Here is a 13,313-nt window from a genome sequence, read left to right on the forward strand (position 1 = left end):
TCGACCCCGGAACGGTTGCCATGGCACCGATCGAGGTGTCAGTGCCCATCGGTGCCTGCGCAACCTTCCCGGACGCGGGTCGACCCCGATCGAGACCAGCCGGCGCGGGGACGTCGCCCGGGGACGGTCAGGAGACGGCGGCGACCCCGAACGTCCGGCGGTACGCCTGCGGGGTGGTGCCGAGCGTCGCGTGGAAGTGGTGGCGCAAGGTGGCGGCGTTGCCGAACCCGACTCGCTCGGCGACCCGCTCGATCGGCAGGTCGGAGTGCTCGAGGAGCTCCGACGCGAGCGAGACACGCTGCGTGATGACCCAGCGCAAGGGGGTGGTGCCGGTCTCGTCGCGGAACCGTCGCGCGAACGTGCGAGGTGACATGTGCGCCTGGGCGGCGAGCCGGTCGACGGTGAGCGACTCGTCGAGGTGCTCGATCGCCCACGCGAGCAACGGGGAGAGCGACTCGGCCTCGATCGGGGCCAGCGGAGCCCGCACGAACTGAGCCTGCCCGCCGTCACGGTGGGGCGGCATGACGATCCGACGGGCCGCGGTGGCGGCGACGCCGGCTCCGAACACCGTGCGCATCAGGTGCAGCGACGCGTCGATCCCCGCGGCGGAGCCGGCGCCGGTCAGCACGCGATCGTCGAGCACGTAGAGCACCTCCGGGCGCACCGTAGCTCCAGGGAAGTCACGCTGGAGGAGGTCGCCGTAGCGCCAGTGCGTCGTGCACTCCCGCCCGTCGAGAAGGCCGGCGAGGCCCAGCATCCAGACGCCCGTGCAGTGGGCCGAGACGTACGCCCCGCGCTCGGCTGCGGCGGCGACCGCCGCCACGGCGTCCGGGTGGTGGTCACGGAAGTCGTCCTTCGGACCGATGCAGACGAGGTCGGCGTCCGCGACCGCGTCGAGACCGTGCTCGACGTGCAGGTCGAAGCCTGCCGATCCCGCGACCCGCCCGGGCGACGGCGTGCAGACGGTGAAGTCGAAGACGGGGTTGTCATCGTCGTGGTGGTACCGCTCGGCCCACACCTCGCAGATGGCACCGAGACCGAACATGTGTGCGCCGTCCTGGACGACGACCGCCACCTTCTTCATGTCGTCAGGATCGCACGTCGGTGGCAGTAAATCAACGAACCATGTCAGGCCTGCCACTCGTGGCAGGATCTGCAGCAGACGAGCATCACTGCCATGTTCTCCATCATCATCTTCTTCACCGTCATCGCCTCGGTGATCGTGCTCTCGAGCACGGTCGTCAAGGACGGCCTCGGCAGCCGCCCCGGCCCTCGCAGCCACGAGGACCACGACCAGCACTCCCCCGACACCGCGACCCGACCCTGAGACAGCACGACGCCCCCGGTCCGTGGCGGACCGGGGGCGTCGTCATGCTCGGATCGAGCGAGGGATCACTCCCCGCCGGTGAGCTTCTCCCGCAGGGCCTGCAGCGCCTCGTCGGAGGCGAGCGAACCCTCCTGCTGCGGCGCCTCCGAGGAGGAGGTGTCGCCGCCGCTGGAGTAGTTGGCGGCCTCGCCGGCCTCGATGTCGGCCTTCTCGGCCGCCTCGATCTGCGCCTTGTGCGCCTCCCAGCGCTCGTGCGCCTCGGCGTACTGCTTCTCCCAGGCGGCGCGGGCCTCGTCGTAGCCCTCCTGCCACTCACCCGTCTCGGGGTCGAAGCCCTCGGGGTAGATGTAGTTGCCCTGCTCGTCGTAGGACGACGTCATGCCGTACAGGGTGGGGTCGAAGTCGTCGGCAGCGGCGACGGCGGTCTCGTTGGCCTGCTTGAGGGACAGCGAGATGCGACGACGCTCGAGGTCGATGTCGATGATCTTGACCATGACCGAGTCGCCGATCTGGACGACCTGCTCGGGGATCTCGACGTGACGCTCGGCGAGCTCGGAGATGTGCACCAGACCCTCGATGCCCTCCTCGACACGGACGAACGCACCGAACGGCACCAGCTTGGTGGCCTTGCCCGGGACGATCTGACCGATCTGGTGGGTGCGGGCGAAGTGCTGCCAGGGATCCTCCTGCGTCGCCTTGAGCGACAGGGAGACCCGCTCGCGCTCGAGGTCGACGTCGAGGACCTCGACGGTGACCTCGTCGCCGACCTGGACGACCTCGTTCGGGTGGTCGATGTGCTTCCAGGACAGCTCGGAGACGTGGACGAGTCCGTCGACGCCGCCGAGGTCGACGAACGCACCGAAGTTGACGATCGAGGAGATGACGCCCTTGCGGACCTGCCCCTTCTTGAGCTCGTCGAGGAACTTCTGGCGAACCGCGGACTGCGTCTGCTCGAGCCAGGCACGGCGCGACAGGACCACGTTGTTGCGGTTCTTGTCGAGCTCGATGATCTTGGCCTCGATCTTCTGGCCGATGTAGGGGTCGAGGTCGCGGACGCGACGCATCTCCACCAGGGAGGCCGGCAGGAAGCCACGGAGCCCGATGTCCATGATGAGGCCGCCCTTGACGACCTCGATCACGGTGCCCTCGACGACGCCGTCCTCGTCCTTGATCTTCTCGATGTCGCCCCAGGCGCGCTCGTACTGTGCGCGCTTCTTGGACAGGATCAGACGGCCTTCCTTGTCCTCCTTCTGGAGGACGAGGGCCTCGACCTTGTCGCCGACGCTGACGACCTCGTTGGGGTCGACGTCGTGCTTGATGCTCAGCTCGCGCGAGGGGATGACGCCCTCGGTCTTGTAGCCGATGTCGAGGAGGACCTCGTCACGATCCACCTTGACGATGGATCCGTCGACGATGTCGCCGTCGTTGAAGTACTTGATGGTCGAGTCGATGGCGGCGAGGAAGTCCTCTTCGCTGCCGATGTCGTTGACCGCAACCTGCGGGGCCGCAGAAGGAGTTGCGATACCTGATGTCATAGGGAGTGGGCTCCGATGGATATGGATGGAGTGGACGGTCGGCTGGAGTCCCTTGGAACAGCACGTGAGGAGGCCGCCCCGAGGGCGGACGTCGATCGCGCGCGTGCACGGCCCTGCTCTGTCCGAGGAACGCGCAGGCCACCAGCGCACCTCATAGCGTACGCGACAGCACCCGTGCGGCGGAACCCGGGACCTGGCCCGCCGGCCGCGACTCAGCCCCGGGGGGCGAGGAACGCGCCGAGCGCCGCCACGTAGTGCTCGACGTCGGCGGCGGCCATCGTCTCGCGGATCGAGTGCATGGCCAGCTGCGGGGCGCCCACGTCGACCGTGAGCATGCCCGTGCGGGCGGCGCTCAGGGGGCCGATGGTGGAGCCGCACGGCAGGTCGGCGCGGTGGACGTAGCGCTGCAGCGGCACGCCGGCCTGCTCGCACGCGAGGGCGAACGCGGCGGTGCCGACCGGCTCGGTCGCGTAGCGGAGGTTCTGGTTGATCTTGAGCACCGGGCCGCCGCCGAGGGTGATGCGGTGCAGCGGCTCGTGCTTGTCGACGTGGTTGGGGTGCGTGGCATGGGCCATGTCGCCGGAGGCGCAGACGGATCCGGCGATCGCGCGGTGGTAGTCGTCGCGGCTGCCGCCGGCACCGGTGACGATGCGCTCGAGGACGGTGGCGAGCAGGTCGGACTGGGCGCCGCGCTCCGACGTGCTGCCGATCTCCTCGTGGTCGAACATCGCCAGGACCGGGCGCACGCCCGCCGCGGCAGGCGCGTCGAGCAGGGCCTGCAGGCCGGCGGAGCACGTGGCCTGGTTGTCGAGACGGGGTGCGGCGACGAGGGCGTCGTCGGCACCCACGCGGGCGGCGGGCTGCGTGGGGCACGCCATGAGCTCGTGGCCGAGGACGTCGTCGGCGGCGAACCCGGCACGCTCCCCCACCCAGTCGAGGAACCGGCCGCCGCCTCGCCCCCAGACGGCGTCGAGGTGGCGCTGGCGGTCGGGTTTCGCGGCGGCCTGGTCGCGGTCGAGGTGGATGGCGAGGTTCGGCACCCGCAGGACGGGCTCGTCGACGTGCACGAGCCGCTCGGTGCCGTCGCGCAGCACGATGCGGCCGGCGACCCCGAGGTCGCGGTCGAGCCAGGTGGTGAGCAGCACGCCGCCGTACGGCTCGAGGGCGACGACGTCGGTGCCGTCGTGGGTGCGGTCGTGGTGCTGCTTGAGGCGCAGATTGGGGCTGTCGGTGTGGGCGCCCACCACGCGGAACGGCGTGTGCGGTGCGTCGTCGTCGCCGGTGCTCCACGCGACGAGCGACCCTCCGCGCACGACGAAGTGCCGCCCGGGTTCGGTAGGCCACGCGTCGCGCTCCTCTACCCGTGTCCATCCCGCGGACTCCAGCGCCCGAGCGGCGGTGTCGCACGCATGGAACGACGACGGCGAGGCGTCGATGAACTCGATCATCCGGTCGGCCATCGGGTGCACAGCGCTCATGCGATCACCCTAGCGAGGTGTCTGCCCATGGCCCCGTGCACGACGACGGCGCGCCACCCCGAGGGGATGACGCGCCGCGGGTCGTGGACCGCGCCTCAGGCGGCGTGGTCCCCCTCGCGCCGGCCGCGGGCCAAGGCGACCACGCCGAGCACGATCAGCAGCAGCCCGACGAGGCCGCCGACGATCGGGAAGGTCGTCCGGACGGCCTTGAGCAGCGTGGCCGTGCCCGAGTACTCGTCGACCGTCTCCTGGATGTACTCGTCGGTGTAGCCGAGCGTCGCCTTGGTGGTGGTGAGCTTGCGCTCCCCGTCCAGCTCCAGCCACGAGTCCTGCGACTCGCCGCCGACGATGATGACGCCGGTGACCGGCTCGACCAGGAAGGTGCGCGTGTTCGAGTAGATGCGGTCGGCGACCACGCTCGGGCGGTCCTCGCCGATCAGGTCGCCCGGCACCGTCGACGTGCCGACGCGGGTGGGCTCGATGACCTGCTCGAACTCGTACACGTCGAGGCCGTTGACCTCGGTCTCGCCCTTGTACTCCGCGGTCGTCGCCGTGCGCAGCGTGCCGTCCCAGAACTCGTAGTCCTGCTTCTGCGTGTCGAACGGGAACTTGAAGTACAGGCCCTGGAACGCGCCACGGACGCGGCTGCCACCGGTCTCGTTCGACGTGCCGCGCCAGCTGACGGTCTCGCCCGTCTTGGGGTCGAACGCGACGACGTCGGACGTGCTGGACAGGGGCGTCTCACCGCTGCCGCAGTCGAAGTCGGGCGTGTCGGTGCAGGTGAAGGTGCGCCAGACGACGACGTCGCCGTCGATCTCCTCGTCGGCCTGCTCGGACAGCTCGACGTCACCCTCGACGATGCGCGTCGACCTGAGCGGACCGTTCACGACGGTGGGGCCGCCCTCGGCGCCGACGTCGAGGTACTCCGCATCCTCACCCGGAGCAGTCTGCGAGATGCTCGTCGTGACGTTGTTGGCAGGCGCGACGGCGAGCCGGTCGTACATGTAGAACTTGCTGAGTGCAGCAAGCACCACCAGAAATGCGCCCAGGACGAGCGCGACCATTCCCAGTTTCTTTCCCACGAGGGCTCCCTCCGCCGAAGTGATCGGCGACACGCTACCAGTTGGTAGGGGTCACGTCGGCGCTTTGGCGAAGGACCGTTCCGGGCGGCGCCGTGACCACCGTGACTGGCATCATTCTGGGGTGACGACAGACCTCCAGGAGCGCACCGTGGCCGCCCCTGTCGACCGGTCCGCCGTCGACGAGATCCGACTCGTCGCCCTCCTCGTGGGGCTCGGCGGGCTCGCGTGGCGGACGTGGGCCGCCGCGGGTGGATGGTTCTACTCCGACGACTTCCTCCTGACCCAGACCGCGCGGGAGCAGGGCTTCACCCTCGAGATGCTGCTCACGCCCAACGACAGCCAGCTGATGCCGCTCGGGATGGCGCTCGCGTGGCTCGTGACGACGGCCGACCCCTTCGGCTGGTGGGCCGCGGCGCTCAGTCTGGTGGTCATGCAGGCAGGCGTGCTCCTCAGCGGGTGGTGGATGCTGCGCACCGTCTTCGGCGAACGCTGGCTGCTGGTCCCGCCCCTCGTCCTCCTCGCGTTCTGCCCGATGGCCATCGACACCTCCCTGTGGTGGGCGGCAGCGCTCAACGGACTTCCCGCACAGACCGCCTTCTTCGTGCTCGTGACCGCGATGGTGCAGTGGTCGAGGTCTCGACGTTGGCGGTGGGCCCTGCTCGCCCTCGGCGCCTTCGGGCTCGCCGTCGCGAGTGGGCCGCGCGGAGCGCTCGTGGCTCTTCCGGTGGGTCTCCTCGTGGTCTTCCTCCTCACGCCGCCGGGATCGGCGTGGTCGCTTCCCCTGCGCGTCCTGCGGCACCACTGGCCGGTCGTCGCACTGCCGGCTCTGTTGGGCGTCGGGTACCTCGTGCTGTACCGCCGGACGACGCCCGCTCCGCTGGATGCGGACGCCGAGACAGAAGTCCTCACCGTCTTGTGGACCATGCTCACCGGCACCATCGGCCCGTCGTTGCTCGGCGGGCCGTGGACCTGGGACGTGATCGCCGACCCCATCTCCACCCCTGGCGCGCCGACCGCCGTCGGCGCCGCCGCGACCCTCGGGCTTGCGGTGGCGGTCGGTTGGTGGGTCGTGCGCGGTGGACGCCGCCGGCGCGTCGCGGCGGCCATCCTCGTGGTCCAGCTCGCTGCGACCCTCGTCGCGATCGCCTTCGGGCGGGCCCTGCAGCTCGGCACCGGGGCCGCGTTGAACACGCGCTACTACCCCGACGTCCTGGTCGTCCTCGTCCTCGTCCTCGCTCTGGTGACGATGGAACCATCGGCTCCGCGGCGAGCCGCGGAGCCGAGAGCGGCGGTGCTGCTGCGGACCGTGCGCGGTCGGCTCGTCGCCGCGGGCGCGGTCGCCTTCACCGTCAGCTGCGTCATCAGCATCGTGAGCTACACGCTCCCGTGGCACGCCGGCTTCCCGGCTCGGTCCTTCGTGACCACCGCTGGTTCGTCCCTGACCTCCACCCCCGGGCCGATCGCCGACCTCGAGGTCCCCCCACTGGTGCAGCTCCCGATCCACTTCCCGCGGAACCTGCCCTCCCAGCTTCTCGCGCCGTATGGTGACGCCGTGGACGCACGACTCAGCGGCAACGACCTGCGCGTCCTCGACGACCAGGGGTCATCCCGGCCGGCCGGCATCCGGCTCGGGAGCCGAGCCACGGACGGACCCGACGAGGACTGCGGCTGGCTGGTTGCCGACGAACCGATCACCATCGAGATCGACCGGGACCCCCTGCCGGTCTTCCCCTGGACGGCGATCAACTACGCCGCCGGCGGCCGGGGTGCCGCCGTCGTCACCTTCGACGATCGCGAGCCGTTCCCGATCGACGTGCTCCAAGGTCCGCACACCTGGTTCGTCAACGGCGACGGAGCGTACTCCTACCTCACCATCGAGATGATCACTCCGGGCCTGACCATGTGCGTGGACGCCGTGAGCGCCGGGGAACCGGCGGCCGTGCCGTGATCGCGCCGATCCCGGCTCCGGCTCCCATGCACCGCCTGCCCGGTCTGGACACCCTGCGCGGCCTGGCCGCCCTGGCCGTGCTGGTCACCCACGTCGCGTTCTGGTGCGGGTTCTACGACGCCGGACTGCTCGGCGCCGTGGCGCAGCGGCTCGAGGTCGGTGTCGCGATCTTCTTCGTGCTCTCGGGCTTCCTGCTGACGTCGCCGTGGATCGTGGCCGACCGCCTGGGACGTCGGGCACCGTCGACACGCTCCTACCTGCGCAAGCGTGCCGTCCGCGTCCTGCCCATGTACTGGGTGACCGTCGTGGCGGCGCTGCTGCTCGTCGAGGTGAACGCCGGCGCCGACGCCGCGACCTGGCGCGACAACCTCCTGCTCGTCTCGATGTTCACCAGCGGCGAGTACCCCGAGGGCCTGTCGCAGATGTGGAGCCTGTCCACCGAGGTCATGTTCTACCTGGCCCTCCCGTTCCTGGCGCTGGTCCTGACCTCTCGGCGGGTCGCCACCACCGCCCGCCGCCTGGCCCTGCTGGCAACGCTGACGGCGGTCTCGTGGGTCTGGAGCTGGGCCGCGGCAGGTCCGTTGGCGTCGTGGGGACCATGGGTCGGCCTCGCGCTGCCCGGCTTCCTCGGCTGGTTCGCCGCTGGGATGGCGCTCGCCGTGGTCGAGGCCGACCGGCGGGTGCCGCGGGGACCGGAGAGCACGCGACCCGTGCGATGGTGCGAGAACCTCGCCGCCGCCCCGGGAGCGTGCTGGATGATGGCCGGCGCCGTGCTCGTGGTGGCCAGCACCCCCATCGGGGGCGCTCCGGGCTTGGTGGCGCGCACCCCGAGCGAGTCCGTCGTGCGAGCCGTGTTCTACGTCGTCGTCGCCGTGCTGCTGGTCCTCCCGAGCGTCTTCGGTGATCCGCGCAGCACCTACGCGCGGGTCATGGCCTCACCCGCCCTGCGTCACCTCGGAGCGATCTCCTACAGCCTCTTCTGCTGCCACGTGATCGTGCTCGCGGTCCTCTTCCAGTGGACCGACCTGACGATCTTCGACGAGAACCTCCTGATGATCTTGGCGATCGTGCTCGGCATCAGCCTCGTCGTCTCCGAGATCACCTACCGACTGGTCGAACGACCTTTCCAGCGGCTCGGTCGTCCCGCCGACCCGACCGGCACACCGGCCGCCGCGACGGCGCCGAGCGCTACCCACACCAGCAGCTGAGGAACGATCGAGCTGCCCGCCCACGGGTCGAACCCGCCCCACGGCGAGATCGCGTACGTCAGCAGCGCCGCGCCGGCGGCCGACGCCGCCGCCAGGGCATCGGCGCCGGGGCGGCGTCGGGCGGCGAGCAACGCGAGCAGCCCACCGACGACGAGGGCGATCGCTGCGACGGCTCCCGCCACGACGAGGGAGACGACGACGGCCGTCAGGGCGACGACCGGTCCAGCGCGTCGGTCACCACGGTGGTCCGCCGGCGCAGGAGCGACGTGTCTCGACGGCAGGAGCGCGACCAGCAGGAGGACCACGAAGGCGAGGACCCCGAGCACCATCGACGTCCTGTAGGGACCCTGAGGAGCGAAGTACTCCTCCAGCGACTCGGCGGCCCCTTCGTCCGCGACGCGCCAGCCGCGTTGCCAGCCGTCCAGCACGACCGGCTCCGCCCTGGACGCCTCCGTGGCGCGCCAACCGTCGTTGGCGTTGGATCCGGTGCGGACGACCACGGCGGCGTCCGCTGACTGCACAGGACGGGCGAGCAGCACGTCGCTCGGCGTGACCGCGTCGGTCCCCTCGGCCAGGACCCGGGTCTCGGGTGCCGCGACACGCATCGCCTCGGTGGCGCAGGGCTGCGCCGGCACCGGACGCCCCGTCGCCAACGCGGACACCGTCGTCTCGACCGAGAAGTCCATGGTCCGGCCACCGACGACCAACCGGGGCCCGTCACCGCACTCGAGGACGACGGGACGGTCCTCGTCGAGCCTCGCGAACCCGCCGACGCCGTCGATGGCGAGCTCGCCGAGGCCCAGCGGCAGCGTCGTCAGGTCGGTCGCGAAGTCGATCGAGACGCGAGGGCGACTCGTCCTCAGCTCGATCTCGACGGAGTCGGTCGTCACGGGCTCGAACTCCACCCGTCCGTTCCTCACGGGGACCTCGTCGATGGACGTCCCGTCGGAGAAGCGCAGTCGAACGGCTGTCGGCGGTGACACGGGCAGGTCCGCCGCGGTGACCAGCCGGATTTCCTCGATCTGGCGCTCGTCGAGCCAACGCACCGTGATCGTGGGCGACGGGTCGTCGGGGTCGGCGGCCCACGCCGTCGACCGCGAGCCGTCAACGGCAGCCAGCGGACCGGCGAGAGGCGACCTCGTGTGCTGCGAGCTGGCCTCCACCGATGCGACGCGGCCGCGCTGCAGGATCTCGTCGAGACCCTGGCCGGCACGAGCGGCGACCCTCATGGTCGGTTCGTAGGCAGCCGTCCTCGGGACCGGCACCAGTCGGTCGAGACGCACACCGTCCTCGCTGCGCTCGACGAAGGTGTCCGAGCACCGGCGGGTGCCGTCGAGCTCCAGGCACCCGGGGTTCTCGCCGCCGGCCGCCTGGACCAGGATTCTGACCGGTGCGGGCCAGGCTTCCGGCGCCGTCGGCAGCCGCAGCGGCCGCGAGACCCTGAGCCCGTCGGCCGAGACGTCCCTGATGGCCAGCTCACGCTCGGCGGACCGCCGACCCTCGATGCGCACGCGGTCCACCGAGCCGACCGGGAGCGTCACGGGAAGGTCGCCCTGCGCCGTCACCGGCCGGGGTCCGTCCTCGGTGACCACCGTGATCTCACGCGTCTCGCCCCGAGGAAGGTCGAGGACGATCGTGAGCATGCCGAGGTCGATCCGTCGACCGAGGTCGAGCTCCAGCCATGCCTCGGGGCCCTGGAGCAGGTTCGGTCGCCACGCCGTGCTCGGGTCGTCGTCGAAGGCGGCCCACGGTCCTGCGCTCGGGTCGAGTCGAGGCCTCGCCCCCACGTCCGACTGCGAGGAGGAGGCTCCGATCCCTGCGGCGCCGTCCAGCACGGGCACGGTCGACCACGGCTCGATCCTGTCCTGGTCGTAGCGGTGGACGCGACGATCAGCCCGGAACGGCTCGGACTCCGTCAGCGAGCCCGATCGGTTACGGTATACGGCTCCGAAGGCGACCTCGCGCCGTCGGTTCCCGTCGGTGAGCGTCCACGGCGCCGAGGGGCGTGACCCCTCGACGTCCGGCCCCATGATGCTCGACGCCCCACCGGAGGGCACCAGCTCGCCCAGCCTGAGCTGCGAGCCGGCGTCCCCGACGAGCACCCCGACCTCGGCGGCGTCCTCGACGGTCCGCTGCGACGCGATGCCCGCCACCTCGAAGATCTCGACGGCCGGACGCGGGGACTGGCGGCCGGCGTCGACGAAGATCTGCCGGCCCTCGTCGTTGACCAGGGTGGGGCCGCCGCCGACCTCCGGTCCGAACCGCGCCGCGAGGCGGACACCGGGCGTCGACAGGAGCGTCGCACGAACCGTCTCCGGGGAGGCCGTGTCGAGCTGGCCACGATCGAGGTCGTGTCGCAGCACGATCGTCCCGATGCCGCTGCGCCGCAGGGCGTCCCGGAACGCGACCGATCCCTCCCCGCCGGCCAGGGTCGACGACACGGTGTCGAGCATCTCGATGTTCGAGCCGGGGGCGAGGGGGATGACGTTGCGCACCGCCCACGGCTGCCGCATGAGCGCCTGGAGCGGCTCGTCGTTGGTCCTGCCCCACGAGTACCGCGCGAACGTCGCGGCGGGCGTCACCAACGTGGTGCCGCGGGAGTTGTCCTCGAGCCACGACGCAGTGTCCACCCAGTGGCCGGGGATCTCGTCGAAGGAGCCGCGGGGCGCGAGCTGACCGGTCCAGGCCGGCGAGGTGGCACCGACGAGCGCAGCTACGACGAGCACGCGCACGCCCAGCGACCGTGTGCGATCGCCGGGCGCCGTTCGGTCATGGCTCCCGCCCAGCCGGGTCACGGCGTGGCACAGGCCGATCACGAGCGGCAGACGGACCAGGACGTCGAACTTGTGGGTGTTCCTCAAGGGCGACAGGACCCCGTCGAGCAGGCTCCGCACCGCTTCGACCTGCCAACCGCTCGTCGCACCGACGTGACCGGCGGTCACCAGGGCCAGACCGACCAGCACCGACGGCACGAGGAAGCGTCGGTACGGGAGGTCCCTCGTCGCGAGACCGAAAACGCCCAGAGCGACGACGATGGCGCCGTTCAGTATGACGACGGGGTCGGTGAGCAGCGCACCACCGGCCGGCGACCCGGGGTCGACGTACGCGACCCAGTTCGTGGTGCCACGCAGGGCGTCCGCAGACGTGGCGGCGAAAGAGGTGTTGGAGATCGACTCGATGTAGTCGAGGAACGGAGGACTCACCCGTCCGAGCAGCAGCAGGGGCAGCAACCACCACATCGTCCCGAGCAGGACGAGTGGGGGCCACCAGAACAACAAGGACCTGCGGCGTCGGCCCGCCGGTGCCACCCAGATCCACCAGGCCGCCATCGGCACCACGGCGAACGTGGCGGCGGCGTTCACGCCACCGACGCACGCGACCGCGAGGGCGCTGAGTGCAGCCCACCGGCGGGGGTCGCCGTCGGGACGGCGGACGGCGAGAACGAGCGGGACGAGGACCCAGGGCGCGATCGCGGAGGGCCACACCTCGATCGAGGACGGACCCAGCACTGTGAGCATCCGCGGGGAGAGCGAGAAGGCCAGGCCGGCGAGGATTCGTGCCCAGGGCGAACCGATGTCGAGAGCGCCGAGCAGCTTCACCACCCCGAGGAAGGCCACGACGAGCACGAGGCTCCACCAGAGCCTCTGGACGACCCATGGGGGCAGCTCGAGCACGGACCCCAGGAGGAAGAAGGGACCCATCGGGAACAGGTAGCCGTACGCCTGGTTCTGCACCTGTCCGAATGCGCCGGCTGGGTCCCAGAGGTCCAACGCCCTGAGCAGGAACTCCCCCGGCGCGACGACCAGGTCGAGCTTGGTGTCGGGGACGGTGCGTCCCGGCGCCTGCGCGAAGGCCAACGCCACCAGCGCCAGCGACCACGCGAGCAGGCGTGCTCGCCACGGAGTGATCAGGCCGACGGGCTGCACCGCGCCCGGGGAGGTCGACACGGTCACCGACGTCGCAGGACGATCGCCAGGTTCCACGTCACCACCTCCCGGAGGACGGGCACGCGCAGCACCCACCACGCCCAACGAGGGAGGTAGCGGGGCAGGACGGCGACGACGTCGGCATCCGCGGTGCTGCGCGCCCAGGCCAGTCCTGAGGCAGCCGAGACGGCGAAGAGTGACTCCCCGAAGACGTTCTTGGGCCTGCGCCCGTGGGTGCGCTCGTACCGTCGAGCCGCCCGGTGACCCCCGAGGTAGTGCCACGGTGCCGTCTCGTGGCCGCCCCACGGTCCCCACCACAGCGTGTAGGAGAGGAACACGATTCCGCCCGGCCGGGTGACGCGAACCATCTCGTCGGCCATCCGCCACGGGTCCGGGACGTGCTCCAGGACGTTGGAGGAGTATGTGACGTCGAAGCTGCCGTCGGCGAACGGGAGGTCCATCCCGCTCCCCATGACGGTCCCCGGTTCGGGGACGCCTCGTCCGGACAGCTCGCCGGCGTCGGCGTCGAGTGCCGTGTACCTGGCACCCCGTTCGCGGAACGCCGCCGCGAAGTACCCGGGTCCACCGCCGACGTCGAGCACCCAGGCACCGTCGAGTCGCGCATAGGTGGCGACCTGCCCCGCGGAGTCGGCCGCCAGAAGTCCGTAGAAGCGATCCGGATCGGACTGCTCGACGCGGAAGGCCGAGAACAGCCGCCACGATCGCGCCAGTGTCGGACGGAAGGGGGCGAGCGGCACCAGCGAACGATACTCCAGACCGGGACCACGGTCGGCGCTAGGATGGGGACG

At 70.9% G+C, this 13,313-nt stretch carries 9 protein-coding genes; 3 read left to right on the forward strand and 6 right to left on the reverse strand.

The genetic code is table 11. The features are described from left to right. Positions 1 to 127 precede the first annotated feature (127 nt). The gene (locus ABD213_RS02070; RefSeq protein WP_344323691.1) at positions 128 to 1,084 is read right to left on the reverse strand and encodes a GlxA family transcriptional regulator; all 957 of its coding nucleotides are present in this window, start codon (positions 1,082 to 1,084) and stop codon (positions 128 to 130) included. Between the two features lie 93 nt (positions 1,085 to 1,177). Here ABD213_RS02070 and ABD213_RS02075 point away from each other — a divergent pair, with 93 nt between their 5' ends. Beyond that, positions 1,178 to 1,327, forward strand: a complete 150-nt coding sequence (locus ABD213_RS02075) for a hypothetical protein (RefSeq protein WP_344323693.1) — start codon at positions 1,178 to 1,180, stop codon at positions 1,325 to 1,327. Between the two features lie 65 nt (positions 1,328 to 1,392). Here ABD213_RS02075 and rpsA read toward each other — a convergent pair whose 3' ends face one another. The 3 genes from rpsA to pgfA form a co-directional block, all read right to left on the reverse strand. After that, positions 1,393 to 2,862 carry a 30S ribosomal protein S1 gene (gene rpsA / locus ABD213_RS02080; RefSeq protein ID WP_344323695.1) on the reverse strand — a complete coding sequence of 490 codons (1,470 nt, stop codon included), beginning with the start codon at positions 2,860 to 2,862 and terminating at the stop codon, positions 1,393 to 1,395. Positions 2,863 to 3,074: 212 nt separating this feature from the next. Then, complete coding sequence (locus ABD213_RS02085; protein ID WP_344323697.1) at positions 3,075 to 4,340, reverse strand: M18 family aminopeptidase; 1,266 nt, start codon at positions 4,338 to 4,340, stop codon at positions 3,075 to 3,077. A 95-nt stretch (positions 4,341 to 4,435) separates the two neighbouring features. Further along, on the reverse strand, positions 4,436 to 5,404 hold the full coding sequence (gene pgfA / locus ABD213_RS02090; RefSeq protein ID WP_344323699.1) for a cell envelope lipid trafficking protein PgfA: 969 nt from the start codon (positions 5,402 to 5,404) through the stop codon (positions 4,436 to 4,438). A 139-nt stretch (positions 5,405 to 5,543) separates the two neighbouring features. Here pgfA and ABD213_RS02095 point away from each other — a divergent pair, with 139 nt between their 5' ends. Next, on the forward strand, positions 5,544 to 7,370 hold the full coding sequence (locus ABD213_RS02095; RefSeq protein ID WP_344323702.1) for a hypothetical protein: 1,827 nt from the start codon (positions 5,544 to 5,546) through the stop codon (positions 7,368 to 7,370). Between the two features lie 26 nt (positions 7,371 to 7,396). After that, entirely contained in the window at positions 7,397 to 8,578 is a 1,182-nt protein-coding gene (locus ABD213_RS02100; protein WP_344323704.1) for an acyltransferase family protein, read from the forward strand. Here the strand turns inward: ABD213_RS02100 and ABD213_RS02105 are convergent. Together ABD213_RS02105 and ABD213_RS02110 are read right to left on the reverse strand one after the other, a co-directional pair. Next, positions 8,473 to 12,531, reverse strand: coding sequence for an alpha-(1->3)-arabinofuranosyltransferase domain-containing protein (locus tag ABD213_RS02105; protein ID WP_344323706.1), 4,059 nt, complete (start codon positions 12,529 to 12,531; stop codon positions 8,473 to 8,475). The genes ABD213_RS02100 and ABD213_RS02105 overlap by 106 nt on opposite strands. Next, positions 12,528 to 13,262 carry a class I SAM-dependent methyltransferase gene (locus tag ABD213_RS02110; RefSeq protein WP_344323708.1) on the reverse strand — a complete coding sequence of 245 codons (735 nt, stop codon included), beginning with the start codon at positions 13,260 to 13,262 and terminating at the stop codon, positions 12,528 to 12,530. The genes ABD213_RS02105 and ABD213_RS02110 overlap by 4 nt, the downstream gene beginning before the upstream one ends. Positions 13,263 to 13,313 lie beyond the last annotated feature (51 nt).

Source organism: Aeromicrobium halocynthiae, from assembly GCF_039531385.1.
GTDB classification, from domain to species: Bacteria; Actinomycetota; Actinomycetes; order Propionibacteriales; family Nocardioidaceae; genus Aeromicrobium; species Aeromicrobium halocynthiae.

Bases quoted from the DNA above. Each gene is read 5' to 3' on its own strand.
- ABD213_RS02075 (WP_344323693.1), top strand. From the start codon at position 1,178: ATGTTCTCCATCATCATCTTCTTCACCGTCATCGCCTCGGTGATCGTG.
- rpsA (WP_344323695.1), bottom strand. From the start codon at position 2,862: ATGACATCAGGTATCGCAACTCCTTCTGCGGCCCCGCAGGTTGCGGTC.
- ABD213_RS02085 (WP_344323697.1), bottom strand. From the start codon at position 4,340: ATGAGCGCTGTGCACCCGATGGCCGACCGGATGATCGAGTTCATCGAC.
- ABD213_RS02100 (WP_344323704.1), top strand. From the start codon at position 7,397: ATGCACCGCCTGCCCGGTCTGGACACCCTGCGCGGCCTGGCCGCCCTG.
- pgfA (WP_344323699.1), bottom strand. From the start codon at position 5,404: ATGGTCGCGCTCGTCCTGGGCGCATTTCTGGTGGTGCTTGCTGCACTC.
- ABD213_RS02070 (WP_344323691.1), bottom strand. From the start codon at position 1,084: ATGAAGAAGGTGGCGGTCGTCGTCCAGGACGGCGCACACATGTTCGGT.